This window comes from Chelatococcus sp. XZ-Ab1 (genome assembly GCF_029309855.1).
GTDB classification, from domain to species: domain Bacteria; phylum Pseudomonadota; class Alphaproteobacteria; order Rhizobiales; family Beijerinckiaceae; genus Chelatococcus_A; species Chelatococcus_A sambhunathii.
Window position 1 is genome coordinate 48,289 of record NZ_JARKII010000016.1, and the last position, 20,917, is coordinate 69,205.

Sequence of the window (20,917 nt, forward strand, 5' to 3'; positions counted from 1 at the left end):
TAAAATAAATAAAAACTAGAGGGCTGCGACCGGGAGGGTGCGATGGCTGGCGCCGTCGAGTGGTCGATCAGGGCTCGTTTCTTCGTGAACTTCAACTGCGCCCACGACTGCCCCTACCAGTTCGACATGCTGCCTTCTCACGGCCCATGCCGTGGCGTGGCTGCCTTCGAGATCGACGAAGGCCGGTACGGTTCCGTTGCGCTCGACCGTCTCAAGGCCGTCGTCGCCTTCTCCTGGCCCGGCGCCATCAGCGAGGGCGGCGGCCAGGTGCTCACCGTCATCGACGAGCGGGCCGTCCCCGACCAGCGGGCCGCCCTCCTGCGCATCATGAGTGGTGAGGATGCCGGCCCCGGCGCCGATTTTTTCCGCATCTTCGCGGCCACCGTCGACATGCGGCACGGGCCATTGTTCTCGGCCATCGAGTTCGAGATCGATATCGATCAGCGCCGCGCCGCCGTCGTCGTTCCGGGCGTCATCGACAGCCGGGGCGAGCCGCTCCACGACGGGTCGGGCCGTATCCGCCGCGTGCGCGTCGACATGCCGGAGGGTTTCGAGCGCCGGCAGGCCGAGGTCGGGCGCGGCTGGACGCGGATATCCGGCCCCATGCCCATGCGCCTCACGGATGCCCACGGCCTTTTCGCCCGCCTCGCCCTGTCCGCTGACCCTGCCCCTCGCCCCGTCCCGACAGTGGCCGAGAGCGCGCCATGAGCAACGGACGGATGGTCTCCCTCGAGGCCGTGCTGAAGCGCGACAGGGCGGTCGTCATCGCCACCCTCACGGTCATCATCCTCCTCGCCTGGGCCTATCTGGCGTGGCTGGCGGCGGCCATGGATCATCGCGGCGTGGATCACGCCGGCATGGATCATGGCAACATGGACCACACCATGCCCGCCGCGCCGGGCACGGAGGCGCCGACGGGCGGCCACGCCGGCATGGACATGACCGGCACCATGGACAAGACCATCGATAAAACCATGGACATGGGCGGCATGGACATGGGGACGCCGAAGGCGCCGCTCGCACCCGCCCTCGCGCCGTGGCGTCCGGGCGAGGCGGCGCTGATGGCCACGATGTGGTTCGTGATGATGGTGGGCATGATGCTGCCGTCGGCCGCTCCCATGCTGCTGCTCTATACGCGCGTCGGTCGGCAGGCCGAGGCCTCGGGCAAGCCTTTTGCTGCCACTGGCTGGTTCGCGGGCGGCTATCTCGCCGCCTGGGCGCTGTTCTCGCTTCTCGCCACGACCGCGCAATGGACGCTGCAGAGCCTGGCGCTGCTCACGCCGATGGCGGCGCTGGCGAGCCGCGGCATCGGCGGGCTCGTGCTGATCGCGGCCGGGCTCTACCAGTTCACGCCGCTGAAGGGCGCCTGCCTCAGCAAATGCCGCTCTCCTCTCGCGTTCATCCAGTCGCACGGCGGCTTCCGGCGTGATCCCGGCGGGGCCTTCGCGCTCGGGCTGCGGCACGGCCTCTACTGCATCGGCTGCTGCGTGGCGCTGATGGTTCTCCTGTTCGTCGGCGGCGTGATGAACCTGCTGTGGGTGGCGGGGCTCGCCATCCTGGTGCTCGGCGAGAAGGTGCTGCCGTTCGGCACCTTGCTGGCGCGCGTGGCCGGTGCGGCCCTTATCGCAGCGGGTGCGTGGCTGCTCGCGACCTGATCAGCGCCGTTCGCGAAAGAAGTCCCTGAGCAGGCGCGCGGCCTCGCTCTCGCGGATGCCGCCGTAGACCTCCGGCGCGTGGTGGCAGGTGGGGGAGGCGTAGAGCCTGACGCCGTTCTCGACGGCGCCGCCCTTCGGATCGCCGGCGCCGAAATAGAGCCGCCGGATGCGCGCGAAGGAGATGGCGGCCGCGCACATGGGGCACGGTTCCAGCGTCACGTAGAGGTCGCAGCCGGTGAGCCGCTCGTCGGCCAGCACGCCGCACGCCTCGCGGATGGCGAGCATCTCGGCATGGGCGGACGGGTCGTTGAGCTCGCGCGTACGGTTGCCGGCGCGGGCGAGCACGAGACCGTCGCGCACGACGACCGCGCCGACCGGCACCTCGCCGCGGCCCGCCGCCGCCTCGGCCTCGGCGAGGGCGATGGCCATCGCATCCGTGCGCGCGCTGTTATTCATGTCGAAGCCTGATGCTCCTCCTCGCTTCGCTGCCTGCACTCTGCTATCACCGCGCCATGAACGACAAGTCTGATGATCATCGCGGCCCGCGCCGCACCGGCGGCAAGGGTCCGGCCGGGAGGGGCCCGGCGGGCAAGAGTTTCGCTGACCGGGGAGCCGGCGGCAGGGCGCCTCGCCGCCCCGCCGGTGAGGAGGGCGACCGCCCCCTGATGCGCAAGGCGCGCCCCGGACGCGAGGAAAGGCGCGATGCCGCGCCGCGCCGGCCGGCGCGAGCCGCGGCCCAGCGCGAGGTCCTGCCCGATCGCGACGGGCGCCAGCGCATCGCCAAGATCATGGCACGCGCCGGCGTCGCCTCGCGCCGGGATGCGGAGGAGATCATCCGCGCCGGGCGCGTGGCCGTGAACGGCAAGGCCATCGACACGCCGGCGACGCTGATCGGCCCCGAGGACCGGGTGACGATCGACGGGACGCCGATGCCGACGCGCGAGCGCACGCGCCTCTGGCTCTATCACAAGCCGCGCGGCCTCGTGACGACGGCGCGCGACCCGGAAGGACGGCCGACGGTCTTCGACGCCCTGCCGCAGGATCTGCCCCGCGTCGTCGCCATCGGCCGGCTCGACATCAATACCGAGGGTCTGCTGCTCATCACCAATGACGGCGGCCTCGCGCGCGTCCTCGCCCATCCCGACACCGGCTGGCTGCGGCGTTATCGCGTGCGCGCCTACGGCGAGACGGACCAGGCGGCGCTCGACCGTCTCGCCGACGGCGTCACCATCGAGGGCATGCATTATGGCCCCGTCGAGGCGCGGCTCGAGCGCCAGCAGGGCGACAACGTCTGGCTGACGCTCGGCCTGCGCGAGGGCAAGAACCGCGAGGTCAAGCGCATCCTGGAGCACCTCGGGCTCAGGGTGAACCGGCTCATCCGCGTCTCCTTCGGCCCCTTCCAGCTCGGCGACCTCGGTGAGGGGGCCGTCGAGGAGGTGCGCACGCGCGTACTGAAGGACCAGCTCGGCGACAAGCTGGCGGCGGAAGCGGGAACGGACTTCGAGGCGCCGGTCTTCGCGCCGGACACTGATATCCTCGAGCGGCCGGGGCGAAGCCGCAGGCCGGCGGAAGCCCGTCGCGCCTCCGCGGCGGAGCCGAAGGAGGCTGCACGGCGGGAGGAGACGAAGGGCCGCAGCGTGTGGCGTGCCGACGAGGGCACGAGCGGCCGCGCGCGCCCGCCGCGCCGCGGCGCCGACCCCAAGGCCGAGCGCCAGGCGAGCGCGGAGAAGGAACATGCCCGTGCCGGCCGCATCGCCGATGCCCGCGGCCGCAAGGTGCTGGTCGAGCGCATCGTGAGCCACGCCGAGGAGCCGGCGCGCGAGGCACCCCTGCCGCGCCGCCGCGGGCCGGCGGAGGGCGGACGCGCAGGTCGCGGTGGTGCCGACCGGGCATGGACCGACGACAGGCCGCCGCGTCGTCCCACCGGTGACCGTCCCGCCCCGCGCGGCCGCGCCGGCCCGGCTGGGCGGTTCGACAGGAGCGGCGACGAGCGGTCCGACAAGCCGGCTGGCGGAAAGCGGCCGGGCAAGTTCGGAGCCAAATCCTTCGGAACCAAGCCCTTCGGCGGCAAGCCTTCGGGTGCCAGGCCCTCCGGCGGCAAACCCGCTGGCGGCAAGCCGGCCGGTGGAAGGCCCGGCGGCAAGCCCGGCGGGCGTCCGCCGCGTCCCGGCGGCCCGCGCAAGCCGTCCGGCCCGCGCAGGGGCTGAGGGGCGGCGCCATGCGCATCGTCGCCGGGCGGTTCAAAGGCCGCGCGCTCGCCGGACCGAGGAGCGAGGCCATCCGGCCGACCTCCGACCGGCTGCGCGAAGCCCTCTTCAACGTGCTGACCCACGCCTATGACGACCCCGTCGCGGGGGCGCGGGTGCTCGATCTCTTCGCCGGCACCGGCGCCATGGGGCTGGAGGCCGTGTCGCGCGGCGCGGCCTTTGCGCTTCTCGTCGACAACGGCGCCGAGGCGCGGGGCGTGATCCGCGCCAATGTCGACGCGCTCGGCGCTGCCGGATTGACGCGCATCTTCCGGCGCGACGCGACGAAGCTCGGTCCCGCAAAGCCCCTCGAGCCCTTTTCGCTCGTCTTCTGCGACCCGCCCTATGGCAAGGGCCTTGCGGAGCGCGCGCTGACGAGCGCTTGCGAAGGCGGCTGGCTGGCGCCGGACGCGCTGGTGGTCGTGGAGGAGGCAGCATCGTCGCCCTTCGTTCCGCCGGAGGGTTTCGAACTTCTCGAGGAGCGGCAGTACGGCGATACCAAAGCGCTCGTCATGCGCTTTGCCGGCGGGGTCGGGGAATCAGGCAACATCGCGGGCGCGTGAAGCAGCGGCCTCGCGCTCCGAAGGACTTCCAACGACCGCACCGGCGCGTCGCCTCAGGACGAACAGCAAGAAACGACGCACCGGCCGTCGCTGTCCTGCGACGGCCGGCGCGTCGTGCCGGCGTGATCACCGAGGCGGAGCTCGGCTCGGCGGCCGGAAATCGTCCGGAGCGGGATCTGTCCCGCTCCGGAGGAGCAATGTCTTACGCCGAAAGCCTCAGGCCGATGAGGAGCCTCGCGAGGAGGTTGCCGATGTCGTTCTTGTTATGGTGATCGCACTTGTTGTGGCACTTGCGACCATTGCCCTTGCCGAAGAGGTCGGCGAGCTTCTCGGAAAAGTCGCTGAACTCCTTTCTGAAGTTCTCGAGCGTATTCTTGATATCATTCTGTAACTTCTTGAGGCCCTTGTCGTCACAGCCGCAGTTCTTCGGCGGGCACGGCTTGGGCGGCGCCGGTGGGCACTGCGGCTTCGGCGGGCATGGGCACGGCTTGGGCGGCGGCGGCGGTGGTGGCGGCGGCGGTGGCGGCGGCGGCGGAGGAGGAGGAGGCGGCGGCGGTGGCGGCGGTGGTGGCGGCGGCGGAGGAGGAGGAGGCGGCGGCGGGCACTTGGGCAGGCACACCGGCGGGCACATGACAGGCGCAGGACGGCAAACTCTGATGCAGCAACCCATGGTAATTTCCTTTCGATTATATGTGTTTGTAATATTGAAATAGATAAAGAAGTTAAGTATTCAAATATTATTCATGAAAGTAGAGCGTTGTATTGCGTTATTCGTTCTCATATAAGTAGTATATCGCGCTTCGACGGGGTGGAAACTAGCAGAGATATGCGGTTTGTCCAGACGTTGCTCATGCTCGATCGGGAAATGTATTATTTCCCCATCGGGGAGCTGGCGTGCGAGATGTCGGAGGATCGGCGAACGATCGTCCCTGCGCCAGGGACCGGTGAATGCGGATGGGGCTGGATAAGGCCGCAGGCTGTCGATCGATGTTGCGGCGTTGCCGGTCGTGCACGCGAGGCGGGGACCGACGGCAGGCCCCGGCGGGACCGGTGCCGTCACTGCGATGGAAGCCGATTGTGCTCAGCGGCGGCCGAAGAGGCGCTCGATATCGGCCAGCTTGAGCTCGACATAGGTCGGCCGGCCGTGGTTGCACTGGCCGGAATGCGGGGTCGCCTCCATCTCGCGCAGGAGGGCGTTCATTTCCTCCGCGCGCAGCCTGCGGCCCGAGCGCACCGAGCCGTGGCAGGCCATGGTGGCGAGCACATGGTCGAGGCGCTCTTCGAGCGCACGCGCATCGCCCCATTCCGTCAGGGCGTCGGCGACATCGCGAACGAGCGGCTTGATCGCCCCGCCGGCGAGCGCCGCCGGCACCTCGCGCACGGCGACGGCGCCGTGCCCGAAGCCCTCGATGACGAGGCCGAGCGCCTCCAGCGTCTCGGCATGGGCGATGAGCCTGTCGGCCTCGACGGGGTCGAGCTCGACGATCTCGGGGATGAGGAGCAATTGCCGCGTGATGCCCGTGGCGGCGCGCTCGCGCTTAAGCCGTTCGTAGACGAGCCGCTCGTGCGCCGCGTGTTGGTCGACGATGACAACGCCGTCCTGGGTCTGCGCGATGATGTAGTTCTCGTGCAGTTGCGCGCGGGCGGCGCCGAGCGGCTGCGCCAGCGCTTCCGCCTCCGGCGTCATGGCATCCGCCCGCGCATCGGCGGACGGCCCGGCGAGGTCGCCCAGCGTCGGCTGTCCCGGTTCGTCGAGCCCGGCGAGCGGGGCCTGCCAGCCGCGCCAGGCGGCGGGGGCCGGCTCGCGCTGCTGCAGCGCGGGGGAGGGGACAGCGCGCGGCAGCACGCCGACAGGCGGTAGGCCGACTGCGGGCCGCACCGCCTCCAATGTCCGCAGGCCCCCGGTGGTCGTCGCCCGGTGGCCGGCGCGCGTGAGCGCCTCCTTCAAGGCGCCGACGACGAGGCCGCGCACGAGGCTACTGTCGCGGAAGCGCACCTCCGTCTTGGCGGGGTGGACATTGACGTCGACGGCGCGCGGATCGCAGGTGATGGCGAGCGCCAGTGCCGGGTGCCGGTCGCGCGGCAGGAAATCCATGTAGGCCCCGCGGATAGCGCCGAGGATGAGCTTGTCGCGCACCGGCCGGCCGTTGACCGTGGTGTGGACATGCGTCGCCGTGCCGCGGTGGTAGGTCGGCAGGCTGACGAAGCCCTCGAGGTCGATGCCCTCGCGGCTCGCCGCGACGGGCAGGGCGTTGGGCGCGAAATCGGGGCCGATGAGGCGCGTGATGCGCCTGAGGCGTGCCTCCGCGTCATCCCCCTCCGCCGGCAGGTCGAGCGGCGAGAGATTGTCGCCGGCGAGCACGAAGCGCACGTTGGGGTGCGCCATGGCGAGGCGCTTCACCGTCTCGGCGACGGCCTGGGCCTCCGCCCTGTCGGTCTTGAGGAACTTGAGGCGGGCCGGCGTGGCGGCGAAGAGGCCGGTGACCTCGATGCGCGTGCCGCGCACGGCGGCGGCGGGCCGCGGCTCGTGCTTGACGCCGGCATCGACCACGATCTCCCAGCCGTGCGGCTCGTCCCGGTGGCGCGTCGTGATCGACAGGCGGGCGACGGCGCCGATGGACGGCAGCGCCTCGCCCCGGAAGCCGAGGGTCGCGATGGCGAAGAGGTCGCCGGTCGGCAGCTTGGAGGTGGCGTGGCGCTCGACGGCGAGGACAAGGTCCTCGCGCGTCATGCCCGCGCCGTCGTCGCTGACGCGGATGAGGCGCCGCCCGCCGGCCTCGATCACCACCTCGATGGTCGCGGCTCCGGCATCGAGCGCGTTCTCGACGAGTTCCTTCACGGCCGCGGCCGGCCGCTCGATCACTTCGCCAGCGGCAATGCGGTCGATCAGGATGGGGTCGAGACGGCGCACCGCCATGGGGATCTTTCGTTGCGCTTCTGGTCCATCGACAAGGCACGGTTCTCCCCTCCCCCTGGTGGGGAGGAGGGGCCCCTCCCTAGCCGCGTCCCTCGGCGAGGTAGCGTTTGGCGAGGATTTTCGCCTCTTCCACCGCCGGCTGGTCGAAGGGGTCGATGCCGAGCGCGAAGCCGGTCAGGATCGTCTCCAGCATGAAGTGCATGAGCAGCGCACCCATGGTGCGCTCGTCGATGCGGTCGACATGGATGTGGCGGACGGGGCAGCCGTTGCGCACGAAGGTGTCGATCATGGCGATGCCCTGCGCCGCCACAAGGTCGCCGATGGTCTTGCCGGCGAAATCGGCCTGGCCAGCCCGCTCCGCGAGCCCGGCGTCGATTGTCGGACCACGGCCGCGCGCGGCCGTGGTGACGACGGTGAAGAGCTTGTCCTTGGGGCCGGCGAGATAGAGCTGCTGCTGGCTGTGCTGGTCGACGGGCCCGAGCGCGGCGACGGGCTGCGTGCCCTTGCCGTCCTTGCCGAGACTCTCGGCCCACAGCTGCACCCACCAGCGGGCGAAGCGCTCGAGCCGGTCCGCATAGCCCATGAAGACGGCGATGGCCTTGCCCTCGAGCGTCGCCGCCACGTTGAGCGCCGCGCCGATGGCGCTCGGCGCCTCGCGCACGTCCCCGCCCGAGATGAAGGGCGCCACCACCTCGGCCGCGCCCGCGCGGATCGCGGCGATATCGAGGCCGAGGGTCGCCGCCGGCAGGAGGCCGACGTTGGTCAGCACCGAATAGCGCCCGCCGACGCCGGTGTGATGGTCGAGGAAGGGCGCGCCCTCCGGCTCCAGCAGGGCGCGCAGGGCATTGCGCTTGCCGCCGTCGACCTGCGGCTCCGACAGGCCGACGAACAGCGATCCGGCCCGCGAGCGCAACCCCTCGCGGTCGAGCGCCGAGAGCACGGCCATGGTCTGCAGCAGCGTCTCGCCCGTGCCGCCGGACTTCGAGACGGCGGCAAAGCGCGTCGTCGCGAGCGGCAGGCGCTCCAAGAGGCTGCCGAAGGTGAGCGGATCGAGATTGTCGAGGAAGTGGATGCGTGGCTTGTCGGCGAAGCGGCCGAGGCCCGGCACGGCATAATCGGCGAGCTGGGCGAGCGTCTGCCCGCCGAGACTCGAGCCACCGGTGCCCAGGATGACGACGTCGCTCGCCCCATCCGCGAGGCGCGCGCCGGCTTGGCGGATGGCCGCGAGGTCTCCGGTCTCACCGGGTACGGAAAGGAGCGGCAGCGTACCTGCCCGGTACTCGCTGGCGAGCCGGCCAGCGGCGGTCTCGACGGCGGCGAGCGCCGCATCGATGGCTGTATCCGGCAGGCCGTTGCCGCCGACGGTGGTGGCGCGGGCAAGATCGATCGACTGGGTGAAGGTCATCGAAGGCCTCTCATGACACGGCTCTTGGGACGGGTCGGCCGGGCGTTGGGCGCCCGGCGAGACTCATCAGGCATGAAGGCGACCATAATGTGCCCGGCTGCGTCGGGCTACCGGTGCTCGGCACCCTTGCGCGGCAGACCGGGGCAAGGGCGCCCCCTCGAAAGGGCAACGCCCTCTACAGCCCTTCGGGCCGGCCCACGGCGACCACAAGCATCTCGCCGCCCGCAAACAGGCGCTCCGCCGCGCGGCGCACGTCGGCCATGGTGACGGCTGCAACGAGGGCGTTGCGCCGGTCGATATAGTCGATGCCGAGGCTGTCGATAGCGATCTGCAGCAATTGCCGCGCGATCTTCGTCGAGGTGTCGAAGTGCAGTGCATAGGAGCCGATGAGGAACTGCCTCGCCTTTTCGAGCTCGTCTTCACCCGGCCCCTTGGCAAGGAGGTCCGCGATCTCGGCGCGGATCACGGACAGCGATTCGGCGGCGCGCTCGTTCTTTGTCGCCGTCGAGCCGGTGAAGAGGGCGCTGTTGCGCAGCGGCAGCAGGGCGGTGTGCACGCCATAGGCGAGGCCGCGCTTCTCGCGCACTTCCTGAAAGAGCCGTGAGGTGAAGGCACCGCCGCCCAGGATGTGGTTGAGGACATAGGCGGGCAGATAATCCGCATCGCGGCGTGCAACACCCGGCCCGCCGAACCGGATCACCGACTGCGGTACGTCGAGGTCGACGACGACGGGCGCAGCCGCCGTTGCCGGCGGCATGTCCGCCGGCGGCATGACCCCGGCGGTCGCGGGCAAGGTGCCGAAGACGTCGTCGAGCCGCGCGGCAAGCGTCTGCGCATCAATGGCACCCACGGCCGTGACGAAGAGGTTGGACCGCGCCATGGTAGCATCGCGCATGGCCGTGACATCGTCGCGCGTGATCGCCGGCACCTCAGCGAGCGTGCCCTGGGGCGGGCGCCCGTAGGGATGGTCCGGGAAGGCGTGGCGGAAGAACTGCTCCTGCGAGATGGCATCGGGATCCTTCAGGACATGGCGCAGGCCTGCCTCCACCTGCGCCCTGACGCGGGCGATGGCATCGGTGTCGAAGCGCGGCTCGCAGACGGCGAGCCTGAGCAGGTCGAAGGCCTCGTCCGCATTGCGGCGCAGGGTTTTCAGCGAGCCGCGCAGGGTGTCCCGGTCGGCGTAGAAACGCAGCTCGATGGCCCGGTCCGCGAGCATCTGCTGGAAGGCGGCGGAATCGTGCGGGCCGGCGCCCTCGTCAAGCAGGCCGGCGAGCATCGTCGCCGTGCCGCCCTTGCCTGCGCCATCCTGGGCGGTGCCGCCGAGAAAGGCGAACTCAAGCGCCACCAGGGGCACGGCATGCTCCTCGACCAGCCAGGCCTCGATCCCGCCGGGGGATACGACGCGCTGCACCCGATGCGTCGCCCGGGAAGACTTCTCGGCGATCGTCGTGACGGCACTCGTTGTCATGGCGGATCCAGTCGAAACAGGGGTCGGTGGACGACGAATCAATCGGCGTGAGCGAGATGGCCGATGACGGCACGGCGCGCGATGAGGAATTTGCGGGCCGCGTCCACGACCTCCTCGGCCGTCACGGCCTCGATGCGGGCGGGCCAGGCATCGACCTCCTCCACCGTTTCGCCGACGGCGAGCGCCGCCCCGTAGATGCGGGCGAGATGGGCCTGGTTGTCAGCGGCATAGACCATCTCGGCGATGAGGCGGGTCTTGGCACTCGCGAGCTCCGCCGGCTCGACGCCGCGGGCAAGAAAATCGGCGAGGACGCCATCGAGCGCCTCGTCCAGCCTATCGAGGGAGATATCGGGCTTGGGCACCGCATAGACGAGGAAGCGGCTGTCATCCAGCATCCCGGACAGGTAGTAGGCGCCGGCGGACACCGCGATGTCGCGCTTCATCACGAGTTCGCGGTAGAGCACCGATGTCGCGCCGCCGCCGAGGATCTCGGCGAGCACGTCGAGCGCATAGGCCTCGCTGCCCGTCTGCGTGCGGGCGGACGGCACGAGATAGGCGCGCTGCACGTAGGGCTGTTCGACCTTGGGATCGGCCACAGTCACCTTGCGCAGGGCCCGCGGTTCCGGCTCGCGCGGACGCTGCCGCTGGGGCCGCGCGCCGCGCGGCTTGACCTTGCCGTAGGTCTTCTCGGCGAGTGCGCGTACCTCCTGCGCCTCGACATCGCCAGCGACGACAAGGATGGCATTCTCTGGTGTGTAGAAACGCTCGTAATAGGCGAGCGCATCGGCGCGGCTGAGATTCTCGATCTCGTGCATCCAGCCGATGATGGGCGTGCCGTAGGGGTGGTGCACGTAGAGCGCCGCCTCCATCGCCTCGCCGAGCTGAGCGGAGGGGTCGGTCTCGACGCGCATGCGCCGTTCCTCCAGCACCACATCGCGCTCGGGATCGACGACATCGTCGCTGAGCACGAGGCCGGTCATGCGATCGGCCTCGAATTCCATCATCGTGCCGAGGTGCTCCTTGGCAACGCGCTGGAAATAGGCCGTGTAGTCGTAGGAGGTGAAAGCGTTTTCCTGCCCGCCGAGGGCGGCGACGACCTTGGAGAACTCCCCGGCGGGATGTTTCGCCGTTCCCTTGAACATCAGATGCTCGAGGAAGTGGGCGATGCCGGACTTGCCGGCCGGGTCATCCGCAGAGCCGTTGCGATACCAGACCATGTGGGTGACGACAGGCACCCGCCGATCCGGAATGACGACAACGTCGAGCCCATTGTCGAGGCGGAAGGTGTGGGTCTGCGCGGCTGCGCCCTCCGGCACCTGATGCCGGGTCGCGGTGGGCGTGAGGTCGGCGGGAGGGGTGTCTGTCATGGTGTTTTCCGGTCGGAGCGCCTGGGACGGATGGGCCGCTGGAAAGCGGCGCGCCGGCTGCATACAACAGCCGGCGCGGCAAGCCCTGTGCCGGACGATCCGGGGGCCGGCCGTGCGCGGCCTACGCCCTGGGACATGGGTTGCAGGCGCGCGCTTGTCACCGGTTGCGGCGCGCTTCCTGATTGATGAAGCCGCGCGGATCGCCGTCCTCGGGCGCGGAGGTGGCGGGGGCGCGCTGGCCCTTGCCGATGGGGGCCTCGGGCGAGGGCAGGCGGTATCCGGCCGGCGGCTCCGTCAGCGCCTGGCGCTGCGGCTCCTGGCCGTAGGCGATCGGCGGCGCGTCGGGATTGCGGCCGTTGGAGTAGCGCAGCTGGTTCGGATTGACCCAGTGCGTCTCGCGGCAGTTGTCACCGTAGCACGGATTTGCAATCGGCTGCGGCGCGCTGTTCGCACCCGTGCCACGGACGGCGAGCAACTCCTGGCTCGACATTCGGCCGCCCTGCGACACCATCTGGTCATTGCGCACAGGCACCGGCCGGCGCGCCGCAGCAGCGGCTTCCCGTGCCTTGGTGACGTCGGGATCCTTTGGCCAGGCGGGATTGGCCGTCAGCCGCTCGCCATCGCGCGGCGGCGGCAGCACATTCGTCGACGGCGGCACGACGAGGGGCGCACGCTCGCGATAGATGATCGCGTCTTTTTCGCCTTCGATGATGCCGAGCGAGCCGAGCAGGTTCTTCATGAAAACGCCGCTCTCGTCCTGCGCCTGCGCCGGCCCCGGGTGGGCAAGGGCAAACGCGAATGCGGCGATGGCGGCCAGGAGCCCCGCCTTCATGAGGCCGGGCTTGGCGAGGCCGGACGTCACGTCGTTTCGCGTCATGATCCTATCCCATCAACAACAACCGGCGTTCTCGTGCCGGTACGCCACGTTTCTGCGACCGGTGCGGCGATAGTGAGGCGCAGCGCCGGCGCGAGGCGGGCCGTCAGCCGCGCGGCGCGGCCGAGCGCCTGCGCTCGAGGAAGAAGGAGTCATACAGAAGGAGCACCACGCCCGCAACGATCGCCGCATCGGCGACATTGAACACATACCAGCTGAAGGAGCCCGCGTGCAGATGCACGAAGTCGAGCACCGCGCCATAGATCAACCGGTCGATGGCATTGCCGACCGCTCCGCCGATGAGGAGGCCGAGCCCGACCGCTACCGCCCGGTGTACGCCGCGCGTCAGCCAGACCGACAGGCCGACCGCCGCCGCGAAGGACAGGACGATCAGCGCCCAACGGCCGGCCTCGCTCGACTGCTGGAAGAGGCCATAGGAGATGCCCCGGTTCCAGACCAGCGTCAGCGACACGAAGGGCGCGAGCACGACCGGCTCGGTCCAGGTCGTGATCTCGGCGACGAAATAGAGCCAGAGTTTCGTCGCCTGATCGAGCGCCAGCGTGATGAGCGCGATGAGGAAGCCGGACCGGGTGTGCGTCATGCGTCAGGCGGCCTTGTGACGGGCGTCCCACTCGCGCAGCGCCGCGGCATCGCGCGGCGTCACGTCCGGATAGTCGGCATCCTTGCCGACGTCGGGCGAGATCTTCCACGAGCGGGCGCACTTGCGCCCCTGCGCCTTTGCCGGCACCACGGCGGCGCCGGGTACGTCGTCCAGCCGGAAGGCCTCCGCCGGACCCTCGCCGTCCGTAACGGTGATGGCGGATGTGATGCAGATTTCGGCGAAGTCGACATCGCCCAGAAGCCGGCGCAGCTCGGGGTCCGTCACATGCACGACGGGCGCCGCCTCGAGGCTCGAGCCGATGCGCTTCTGGGCCCGCTCGATCTCGAGCGCGCCGGTGACGACGCGGCGCACGCGCCGGATCCTCGCCCAGCGGCTTGCGAGCTCGTCGTCGCGCCATTCGGGCGGGATGATCGGGAACTGCTCCAGATGCACCGAGCCCGCATCGCTGCCGAAGCGGGCGAGCCAGGCCTCCTCCGCGGTGAAGACGAGGACCGGCGCAAGCCACGTCACGACGCAGCGGAAGAGCTGGTCGATGACCGTCAGCGCGCTGCGGCGCGTCAGGCTCGACGCCGGGTCGCAATAGAGCGCGTCCTTGCGCACGTCGAAATAGAAGGCGGACAGATCCGACGTCATGAAGGCCGCGAGCAGGGCGACGACGCGCTTGTAGTCGTAGGCGGCATAGGCCTTGCGCACCTCGCCGTCGAGCTCGCAGAGCCGGTGCAGCATCAGTCGCTCCAGCTCCGGCATGCGGTTCGTCGTCACGAGCTCGCGCGCGTCGAAATGGTGCAGCGTGCCGAGCATCCAGCGAATGGTGTTGCGCAGCTTGCGGTACTGGTCGACGACGCTCTTCAGGATCTCCGGGCCGATGCGCTGGTCGTCCCAATAGTCGACCGAGGCTGTCCACAGGCGCAGGATGTCGGCGCCAAACTGTTTGATGACGTCCTGCGGGGCGACCGTGTTGCCGAGCGACTTCGACATCTTGCGGCCCTGCTCGTCGAGCGTGAAGCCGTGCGTGACGACGACGTCGTATGGCGCGCGCCCGCGCGTGCCGCAGCTCTCGAGCAGCGAGGAGTGGAACCAGCCACGATGCTGGTCCGAGCCCTCGAGATACATCACCCGGTCGTGCCCGCCGTCGACGCGGCGCCTGGTTTTGAGGTCCGGCCGCACCTCGAGCGTAAAGGCATGGGTGGAGCCGGAATCGAACCACACGTCGAGGATGTCCATCACCGGCGTCCAGGCGGATGGATCGTCGACGAGGCCGTCCAGGAAGCGGCGCGGGTCGGCGCTGAACCAGGCATCCGCCCCCTCCGCCTCGAAGGCGGCGGCGATGCGGGCGGACAGTTCCTCGCTCGCGGCGAAACCGGGACCGGGGGCGAGTTCGACAACGTTGCCGCTGTCATCCTCTCGCACGAAGACCGTGATCGGTACACCCCAGGCGCGCTGGCGCGAGATGACCCAGTCCGGGCGATTCTCGATCATGCCGTTGATGCGGTTCTCGCCCGCCTGTGGCACCCACTGCGTGGCGGCGATGGCCTTCAGCGCCCGCGCGCGCAGCGTATCGCCCGGCCCGTCGAGCGGCTTGTCCATGGCGATGAACCACTGCGGCGTGTTGCGGAAGATGAGCGGCGCCTTGGAACGCCAGGAATGCGGGTACTGGTGCTTGAGACGGCCTCGCGCGGCGAGCTTGCCGGTCTCGATCAGGGCCTTGATGACGCGCTCGTTGGCATCGCCCTCGCGGCCCTTGTCATCGAGCACCCGGGCGCCGGCAAAGAGCGGCACGTGCGGATAATAGGCTCCGTCGGGCCCGACCGTGTGCGGCACGTCCGGCGTGCCGGCGGCGGCGAAGGCGGCCTTGTGCGTCGCCCAAAGGTTGTAGTCGTCGGCGCCGTGCCCGGGTGCGGTGTGCACGAAGCCCGTGCCGGCGTCGTCGGTCACGAAGTCGCCGGCAAGGAGCGGCACGCCGAAGTCATAGCCCTGGCCGGCGAGCGGATGGGCGCACAGGAGGCCGGCAAGGTCCTTTGGCGCGACGGCGGCGATGCGGTGCCAGCGCTCGACGCGCGCTGCCTTCATGACCTCGTCGGCGAGCTTGTCGGCGAGCACGTAGCGCTCGCCCTTCACCGCCCAGTTGCCGGCCGGAGCGTCGCTGACCTCGTAGAGGCCGTAGGCGATGTCGTCGGCATAGGCGATGGCGCGGTTGCCCGGGATGGTCCAGGGCGTCGTCGTCCAGATGATGACGGAGGCGCCGTCGAGTGGCGTGCCCGAGCGAGCCTTGACCGGGAACTTGACGTAGATGGTCGGCGAGGTGTGCTCCTGATACTCCACCTCCGCCTCGGCGAGCGCCGTGCGCTCGACGATCGACCACATGACGGGCTTGGAGCCGCGATAGAGCTGGCCGCTCGCCGCGAACTTCATCAGTTCGCGGGCGATCTGCGCCTCGGCCGGATAGGCCATGGTGAGATAGGGATGCGCCCAGTCGCCCTCGATGCCGAGGCGCTTGAACTCCTCGCGCTGCACGTCGATCCACTTCTGCGCGAAGGCGCGGCACTCGCGGCGGAATTCGACGACCGGCACCTCGTCCTTGTTGCGGCCCTTGGCGCGGTACTCCTCCTCGATCTTCCATTCGATCGGCAAGCCGTGGCAGTCCCAGCCGGGCACGTAGTTGGCGTCGTGGCCCAGCATGGTCTGCGAGCGGACGACGAGGTCCTTCAGCACCTTGTTGAGCGCGTGGCCGATGTGGATGTGGCCATTGGCGTAAGGCGGGCCGTCGTGCAGCACGAAGCGCGGGCGGCCCTTGCCGGCCTCGCGCAGGGCGGCGTAGAGGCCTACGCGCTGCCAGTGGGCGAGAATATCGGGCTCGCGTTCGGGCAGTCCGGCGCGCATTGGGAACGATGTCTGCGGCAGGAACAGCGTTTCGGAATAGTCGCGAGCAGGGGGAGAGGGAGCGTTCATGGATCGGCCGGTTCGGGTAGGCGCAGCGCGCATGCGGCGCCCGGGATGTTGCGGCAAGCGGTTGAGGGGCCCGAATGGGCCCGCGTGACCCCGGACCTTCACGGGTACCCGCTCTCGGGTGCCTCAGGCGAAGGCCGGGCCGTTAATTCGCAGCTTGAATCGAGGCTCGGTCATGGCCGTCTTCTACGCATCTTTCCACAAAGAGGCCACCGGTTTTCGAACAAAACCGCCGCCGGCACAAGCCGGCCCGTCGCTGCTGCCACGAGGCCGGGCGTCAGGCGACGCGCAATGGCCTTTCGCCGGGCTCGGACTCGCCCGCGAGGGCCTGCGCCTGGGCTCCGAGATCACGTATGAGGTCGTCAAGCCGTTCGATGCAGGCGGCGAGGTCGCGGTCGGCCGGGGGCGTCGGCACATCCTGAGGCTCTCCCCGCCGGCCGGCTGCCGCCACCGCCTCGATGGAGCGGGCAATCTCCTGGGTGGCGCTGCTCTGCTGGTTCACCGCCTCGGCAATCGTCATCGTCATCGAGTCGATGGAGGTGATCGTTCCCGAGATCGTTTCGATGGCCTCGACCGCCTGGGCCGTCGCGGTTTGCATGGCGGCGATCTGGCCGCGGATCTCGTCGGTGGCGCGGGCGGTCTGGTTTGCGAGCGCCTTGACCTCCTGGGCGACGACGGCGAAGCCCCGGCCGGCCTCGCCCGCGCGGGCCGCCTCGATGGTAGCATTGAGTGCGAGGAGGTTCGTCTGTTCCGCAATGGCGGTGATGAGGGTGATGACCTCGCCGATCTTGGCACTCGACTTGTCGAGCGCCTTGACGAGATCGCTCGTCGCCCGCACCTCGCGCACCGCCCGCGCGGCGATGCCGGAGCCCTGCTGCAACTGCCGGCCGATCTCCGAGATTGAACTCGTCAGCTCGACGGCGGCGGCCGCAGCCGTCTGGACACCGCCGTTTGATGGCCGGCGCGGCAGACGGCGATTTTCCTCGAACGACATTGCGAGCTGGTGTCGCAGTGTCTCGAGCTCCGTGCCGAGTTGGCTCACGCGGCCGTTGATGAGGCCGACCGTCTCGGCAAGTTGCGCGCGGTTTGCCTCCCGGGCACGGTTGCGGTCATCGCGCAGCGAGTGGAGCTCGCGCCGCACGGCCGACAGTTCGCCCTCCTGCTCGCGGGCGATGATGAGCCGCCGGCGCAGTTCCTCGACCGCGCGCGCCGTCTCGCCCGTGGGGCCATCGTCACCTGTATGGGGCACGAGGACGTCGAACCGCCCCCCGGCGAGGCGCGCGAGGCTGTCGTCGAGCAGCCTGCGGGAACGTGGTGGACGCGGCGCGAAACCGACCGCGACGAGCGTGATGAGGACGGCGGCAGCGAGAAGAAAAGGCATGAAATGCTCGTCGCTCTCCATGGCCAGGGCCTGCTGGACGGCGAGAATGGCGACCGTGCCGAGGAAAAAGCCACCGGCGCGCATGAATAGCGGAGAATGTTTTTCTAAGGAAATTCGAGAAAACGGCATTCTGGGCATCGTCTTGGCAATGAGCGGATCGGAATGCTGCGATCTTTGCCGAGACGGGTTAAAGATTGGTGGAACAAGGCCCTTTTTGGATCAGGATTGCTGGGGACAAAGCAGCGACGGCGCGCCGAGATTGGATTCGCCCAGCAGGTGGCGGGCCTCGGCGCTATCCTTGTCCATCTGTCCGATGAGAGCCTCGACCGTGACGAAACGCTCCTCCGGGCGCAGGAAGGCGACGAATTCCACATCCATCGCGCGCCCGTAGAGGTCGCCGCGGAAATCGAAAAGGTGCACCTCGAGCAGCGGCGCGCCGTTGTCGAAGGTCGGCCGCCGGCCGAAGCTCGCGACCCCCATGTGGACGGTGCCAGCCACGGCGGCGCGAACCGCATAGATGCCATGGCGCAACCCGCAGTCGGGCGCGAGCGCCAGATTGGCGGTGGGATAGCCGAGATCGCGACCGCGTTTGTCGCCGTGGCGGACGGTGGCGCGCACCAGCCAGCGATAGCCGAGGAGTTGGTTGGCTCGGCCGATGTCGCCCGCGGCAAGGCTGGCGCGGATGGCGCTCGACGACACGGCCTGCCCGTCTTCCGTGACCGGAGGCAGGATGCGCACGGCAAGACCGAGCGCGGCACCGTGCTCCTCCAGGAAGGCGGGCGTGCCCTGCCGGCCCTTGCCGAAGTGGAAGTCGTGTCCCACGACCACGCCCCGGACGCCGAGCCGCTCGACGAGCAGCTTCTCGATGAAGTCGTGCGCGGTCGTCGCCGCGAGCGCGGCATCGAAGTGAAGCTCGATCATGCCCGCAAGGCCGAGCCGGGCCGCCACCATCGCCTTCACGTCCGGCGGCGTGATGCGGAAGAGCGGCTTCTCGGGTGCGAAGAAGCGCCTCGGATGGGGTTCGAAGGTCAGGAGCGCCGCCGGCGCGGCCTGCTCGCCCGCCAGTGCGACCGTCGCCGCGACGATCGAGCGGTGCCCGCGGTGCAGCCCGTCGAAATTACCGATGGCGACCACCGCGCCCCGCAGCGCCACGGGCATGTCGCCCTCGCCGCCCCAATGCACGAAGGCCTCGTTGCGGGCGAAAAACGGCGAATCGGGCGGGACGATCGAGGGCATCGGCTCTCGCGGCTCGGGACACATGTGCCCGGTTGCGGGCGCGGCGGACCCTGCCAAGAACACGGGCGGCTGGTCAAGCGTCGATCAGAGGCCGGCGCGCGAGGGCACGGCGACCCAGGCCTCGCCCTCGAGCACGGCCTTGCCGTCACAGACGCAGTCGCAGAACAGGCGCACCCGCCGCCGCTCCGGCACGAGTTCTGCCACCTCGACCGTCGCGGTGACGACGTCGCCGATGCGCACGGGTGCCAGAAACTGCAGCGTCTGCGAAAGATAGACGGCGCCCGGGCCGGGAAGGCGCGTGCCCAGAACGGCTGAGATGAGGCTTGCCGTGAACATGCCGTGGGCGATGCGCTGGCCGAAGCGGGTCTGCGCCGCATAGGCCTCGTCGATGTGGATCGGGTTGCGGTCCCCGGTCACGCTGGCGAAGCCCGTGACATCGTCTTCCATGACCGTGCGCATCAGTCGCTCGCGCATGCCGATGCTCAGGTCCTCGAAATAGAAGCTGCGCATGACCTCCAACATGATGCCTTCCCGCTGTTGCGGCCGATGCGGCAAATCCGTGCGGCGGTGCAGGGTGGCCGCCTCTCCATGCGGCACTGCATCATACTACTTATTGCGCCGCACCATGCCATGCGACTTTCGGCCACCCGCATGCGCAAAGGTTGATGCCAAATTTCACCGCATCTGATGTAATTAACCTGATCGCAACAGGGGCATTCTAGGGTAGGGGCATGACGACAACCGTTTCTTATAAGCCAGCCGGGTCGGGACGCCGTGGCGGGCATATGCGCCGTTGCCGTTGACCGGAGCAGACCATGGCCCTTGATCTCTCGATGCCGATCCTGATCGTCGACGACTACCAGGCGATGGTCCGCATCATCCGCAATCTGCTGCACCAACTGGGCTTTGAAGATGTCGACGAAGCGCCGGACGGCCCGAGCGCGCTCGCCAAGATGCGCGAGAAGACCTATGCGCTCGTCATCTCCGACTGGAACATGGAGCCCATGTCGGGCTACGATCTCCTGCGCGAGGTGCGCGCCGAGGAGGCCTGGCGCTCCATTCCGTTCATCATGGTGACGGCCGAATCGAAGACGGAGAACGTCATCGCCGCGAAGAAGGCCGGCGTGAACAACTACATCGTCAAGCCGTTCAACGCCCAGACCCTGAAAGCCAAGATCGAATCGGTCTGCGGCGTCTGAGCGACGCCGTCAGCGGACGAACGTCTCGACGATCGCCTGCGGGCGGTGCAACACGTCCTCGAGCCGTGGCGAAGTCGCTACCAGACGAGGCTCTCGATGATCGCCTGCGGGCGATGCGTCGCGTCTTCGAGCCACGCTGCAAGGGCGATCTCGTCGAGGCTGCCGCCGAGCGGGCTGATCTCGGCCGCATGGATGCCGCGCGTCACGAGCAGAGCATCGGCTCCGATGCTGTGGGCGCCGGCCACATCGGTACGGATCGCATCGCCGATGGCGAGCACGCGCGACACCGGCACGTGCGCGCCGCGGATGCGCTCCGCCTCGCCGAGGGCACGCTCGTAGATCGGCTTGTGCGGCTTGCCCGCGTAGGTCACCGTCCCGCCGATCTCCTCATAGGCTGCGGCGAGCGCGCCGGCGCAGTAGATGAGCGCCGTGCCGCGCTCCACGACGAGATCGGGATTGGCGCAGACCATCGGCAGACCACCGGCATGCATCTCGGCGAGGAGACCGGCATAGTCGTCCGGCGTCTCGCGCTCGTCGTCGACGAGGCCGGTGCAGACTGCGTAGCGGGCGCCCGCCGCTGTCGTCAGGGGCGCATCGAGACCGTCGAATAGCGGCAGGTCGCGGTCCGGCCCGATATGGAGGAGGGGCTCGCCTGGCCGGGCAGCGATCTGGCTGCGCGTGACGTCGCCGGAGGTGACGGCCGCGTCATAGGCCTCGCGCTTCACGCCGAAACCGTCGAGCAGCGTCAGGACGTCCCCGTTCGGGCGGGGGGCGTTGGAGACGAGCACGACCTGGCCGCCGCGTTGGCGGAACCGCTGGAGGGCTTCGCCCGCCTGGGCGAAGGCCTCGAGCCCGTTGTGCAGCACGCCCCAGATGTCGCACAGGATGACGTCGTAGCGATCGGCGATCGTCCGAAGTCCCTGGATGATCGGAGGCGGGGAGGCAGGCCGGTCGGTCATGTCTTGGATGGCCTCATGTTCGATAGGCGCTCCGGGAGGGTCCGGACGAGCGGTCCACCCCGGGCTGCGAGGAAGGTCC

The 20,917-nt window shown here is 69.4% G+C and carries 19 protein-coding genes; 7 read left to right on the forward strand and 12 right to left on the reverse strand.

Annotated features, from left to right (window positions below; genetic code table 11):
- The first annotated feature begins 42 nt into the window (after window positions 1-42).
- Together P2T65_RS19260 and P2T65_RS19265 are read left to right on the forward strand one after the other, a co-directional pair.
- Window positions 43-708 carry a DUF1326 domain-containing protein gene (locus tag P2T65_RS19260; protein ID WP_276200501.1) on the forward strand — a complete coding sequence of 222 codons (666 nt, stop codon included), beginning with the start codon at window positions 43-45 and terminating at the stop codon, window positions 706-708.
- Entirely contained in the window at window positions 705-1,655 is a 951-nt protein-coding gene (locus P2T65_RS19265) for a DUF2182 domain-containing protein (protein ID WP_276200502.1), read from the forward strand. Before P2T65_RS19260 ends, P2T65_RS19265 begins: the two co-directional genes overlap by 4 nt.
- On the opposite strand, the gene P2T65_RS19270 is transcribed toward P2T65_RS19265, so the two are convergent.
- Window positions 1,656-2,111 carry a nucleoside deaminase gene (locus tag P2T65_RS19270; protein WP_276200503.1) on the reverse strand — a complete coding sequence of 152 codons (456 nt, stop codon included), beginning with the start codon at window positions 2,109-2,111 and terminating at the stop codon, window positions 1,656-1,658. It lies immediately after the preceding gene.
- Window positions 2,112-2,320: 209 nt separating this feature from the next.
- On the opposite strand from P2T65_RS19270, the gene P2T65_RS19275 reads away from it, so the two are divergent.
- The 4 genes from P2T65_RS19275 (at window position 2,321) to P2T65_RS19290 (ending at window position 5,097) form a co-directional block, all read left to right on the forward strand.
- The gene (locus P2T65_RS19275; RefSeq protein ID WP_071923467.1) at window positions 2,321-3,862 is read left to right on the forward strand and encodes a pseudouridine synthase; all 1,542 of its coding nucleotides are present in this window, start codon (window positions 2,321-2,323) and stop codon (window positions 3,860-3,862) included.
- 11 nt (window positions 3,863-3,873) lie between these two features.
- Window positions 3,874-4,464: a 16S rRNA (guanine(966)-N(2))-methyltransferase RsmD gene (gene rsmD / locus P2T65_RS19280; protein WP_055459314.1), complete on the forward strand. Its 591-nt coding sequence runs from the start codon at window positions 3,874-3,876 to the stop codon at window positions 4,462-4,464.
- 265 nt (window positions 4,465-4,729) lie between these two features.
- On the forward strand, window positions 4,730-4,855 hold the full coding sequence (locus P2T65_RS19285; protein WP_276200504.1) for a hypothetical protein: 126 nt from the start codon (window positions 4,730-4,732) through the stop codon (window positions 4,853-4,855).
- 62 nt (window positions 4,856-4,917) lie between these two features.
- A complete protein-coding gene (locus tag P2T65_RS19290) occupies window positions 4,918-5,097 on the forward strand; it encodes a hypothetical protein (protein WP_276200505.1) in 180 nt (59 codons plus the stop codon).
- Between the two features lie 448 nt (window positions 5,098-5,545).
- Here P2T65_RS19290 and mutL read toward each other — a convergent pair whose 3' ends face one another.
- From mutL to P2T65_RS19340, 10 genes are all read right to left on the reverse strand, one after another.
- Window positions 5,546-7,381 carry a DNA mismatch repair endonuclease MutL gene (gene mutL, locus P2T65_RS19295; protein ID WP_276200506.1) on the reverse strand — a complete coding sequence of 612 codons (1,836 nt, stop codon included), beginning with the start codon at window positions 7,379-7,381 and terminating at the stop codon, window positions 5,546-5,548.
- A 79-nt stretch (window positions 7,382-7,460) separates the two neighbouring features.
- Window positions 7,461-8,786, reverse strand: a complete 1,326-nt coding sequence (locus tag P2T65_RS19300; RefSeq protein ID WP_055459312.1) for a glucose-6-phosphate isomerase — start codon at window positions 8,784-8,786, stop codon at window positions 7,461-7,463.
- Between the two features lie 175 nt (window positions 8,787-8,961).
- Window positions 8,962-10,254 (reverse strand): pitrilysin family protein, encoded by a 1,293-nt coding sequence (locus P2T65_RS19305; RefSeq protein ID WP_055459311.1) that lies wholly within the window; start codon window positions 10,252-10,254, stop codon window positions 8,962-8,964.
- A 38-nt stretch (window positions 10,255-10,292) separates the two neighbouring features.
- The gene (locus P2T65_RS19310; RefSeq protein ID WP_276200507.1) at window positions 10,293-11,621 is read right to left on the reverse strand and encodes a pitrilysin family protein; all 1,329 of its coding nucleotides are present in this window, start codon (window positions 11,619-11,621) and stop codon (window positions 10,293-10,295) included.
- 157 nt (window positions 11,622-11,778) lie between these two features.
- Window positions 11,779-12,498, reverse strand: a complete 720-nt coding sequence (locus P2T65_RS19315; RefSeq protein ID WP_055459309.1) for a hypothetical protein — start codon at window positions 12,496-12,498, stop codon at window positions 11,779-11,781.
- 103 nt (window positions 12,499-12,601) lie between these two features.
- Window positions 12,602-13,096: a signal peptidase II gene (gene lspA / locus P2T65_RS19320; RefSeq protein WP_063189436.1), complete on the reverse strand. Its 495-nt coding sequence runs from the start codon at window positions 13,094-13,096 to the stop codon at window positions 12,602-12,604.
- Between the two features lie 3 nt (window positions 13,097-13,099).
- Window positions 13,100-16,066 (reverse strand): isoleucine--tRNA ligase, encoded by a 2,967-nt coding sequence (gene ileS / locus P2T65_RS19325; RefSeq protein ID WP_071923471.1) that lies wholly within the window; start codon window positions 16,064-16,066, stop codon window positions 13,100-13,102.
- Window positions 16,067-16,340: 274 nt separating this feature from the next.
- Window positions 16,341-17,528, reverse strand: a complete 1,188-nt coding sequence (locus tag P2T65_RS19330; RefSeq protein WP_276200508.1) for a methyl-accepting chemotaxis protein — start codon at window positions 17,526-17,528, stop codon at window positions 16,341-16,343.
- A 135-nt stretch (window positions 17,529-17,663) separates the two neighbouring features.
- Complete coding sequence (locus P2T65_RS19335; RefSeq protein ID WP_055459305.1) at window positions 17,664-18,680, reverse strand: bifunctional riboflavin kinase/FAD synthetase; 1,017 nt, start codon at window positions 18,678-18,680, stop codon at window positions 17,664-17,666.
- Window positions 18,681-18,764: 84 nt separating this feature from the next.
- Window positions 18,765-19,202 (reverse strand): MaoC family dehydratase, encoded by a 438-nt coding sequence (locus P2T65_RS19340; RefSeq protein ID WP_055459304.1) that lies wholly within the window; start codon window positions 19,200-19,202, stop codon window positions 18,765-18,767.
- A 293-nt stretch (window positions 19,203-19,495) separates the two neighbouring features.
- Here P2T65_RS19340 and P2T65_RS19345 point away from each other — a divergent pair, with 293 nt between their 5' ends.
- Window positions 19,496-19,879, forward strand: coding sequence for a response regulator (locus tag P2T65_RS19345; RefSeq protein ID WP_019401321.1), 384 nt, complete (start codon window positions 19,496-19,498; stop codon window positions 19,877-19,879).
- A gap of 77 nt (window positions 19,880-19,956) precedes the next feature.
- Here P2T65_RS19345 and P2T65_RS19350 read toward each other — a convergent pair whose 3' ends face one another.
- Entirely contained in the window at window positions 19,957-20,838 is an 882-nt protein-coding gene (locus P2T65_RS19350; protein ID WP_055459303.1) for a TIGR01459 family HAD-type hydrolase, read from the reverse strand.
- Between the last annotated feature and the right edge of the window lie 79 nt (window positions 20,839-20,917).

Bases quoted from the DNA above. Each gene is read 5' to 3' on its own strand.
- P2T65_RS19305 (WP_055459311.1), bottom strand. From the start codon at position 10,254: ATGACAACGAGTGCCGTCACGACGATCGCCGAGAAGTCTTCCCGGGCG.
- P2T65_RS19350 (WP_055459303.1), bottom strand. From the start codon at position 20,838: ATGACCGACCGGCCTGCCTCCCCGCCTCCGATCATCCAGGGACTTCGG.
- ileS (WP_071923471.1), bottom strand. From the start codon at position 16,066: ATGAACGCTCCCTCTCCCCCTGCTCGCGACTATTCCGAAACGCTGTTC.
- P2T65_RS19275 (WP_071923467.1), top strand. From the start codon at position 2,321: ATGCGCAAGGCGCGCCCCGGACGCGAGGAAAGGCGCGATGCCGCGCCG.
- P2T65_RS19260 (WP_276200501.1), top strand. From the start codon at position 43: ATGGCTGGCGCCGTCGAGTGGTCGATCAGGGCTCGTTTCTTCGTGAAC.
- mutL (WP_276200506.1), bottom strand. From the start codon at position 7,381: ATGGCGGTGCGCCGTCTCGACCCCATCCTGATCGACCGCATTGCCGCT.
- P2T65_RS19310 (WP_276200507.1), bottom strand. From the start codon at position 11,621: ATGACAGACACCCCTCCCGCCGACCTCACGCCCACCGCGACCCGGCAT.
- P2T65_RS19315 (WP_055459309.1), bottom strand. From the start codon at position 12,498: ATGACGCGAAACGACGTGACGTCCGGCCTCGCCAAGCCCGGCCTCATG.
- P2T65_RS19340 (WP_055459304.1), bottom strand. From the start codon at position 19,202: ATGTTGGAGGTCATGCGCAGCTTCTATTTCGAGGACCTGAGCATCGGC.
- P2T65_RS19300 (WP_055459312.1), bottom strand. From the start codon at position 8,786: ATGACCTTCACCCAGTCGATCGATCTTGCCCGCGCCACCACCGTCGGC.
- P2T65_RS19335 (WP_055459305.1), bottom strand. From the start codon at position 18,680: ATGCCCTCGATCGTCCCGCCCGATTCGCCGTTTTTCGCCCGCAACGAG.
- P2T65_RS19270 (WP_276200503.1), bottom strand. From the start codon at position 2,111: ATGAATAACAGCGCGCGCACGGATGCGATGGCCATCGCCCTCGCCGAG.
- rsmD (WP_055459314.1), top strand. From the start codon at position 3,874: ATGCGCATCGTCGCCGGGCGGTTCAAAGGCCGCGCGCTCGCCGGACCG.
- P2T65_RS19285 (WP_276200504.1), top strand. From the start codon at position 4,730: ATGGTGATCGCACTTGTTGTGGCACTTGCGACCATTGCCCTTGCCGAA.
- P2T65_RS19345 (WP_019401321.1), top strand. From the start codon at position 19,496: ATGGCCCTTGATCTCTCGATGCCGATCCTGATCGTCGACGACTACCAG.
- P2T65_RS19265 (WP_276200502.1), top strand. From the start codon at position 705: ATGAGCAACGGACGGATGGTCTCCCTCGAGGCCGTGCTGAAGCGCGAC.
- lspA (WP_063189436.1), bottom strand. From the start codon at position 13,096: ATGACGCACACCCGGTCCGGCTTCCTCATCGCGCTCATCACGCTGGCG.
- P2T65_RS19330 (WP_276200508.1), bottom strand. From the start codon at position 17,528: ATGCGCGCCGGTGGCTTTTTCCTCGGCACGGTCGCCATTCTCGCCGTC.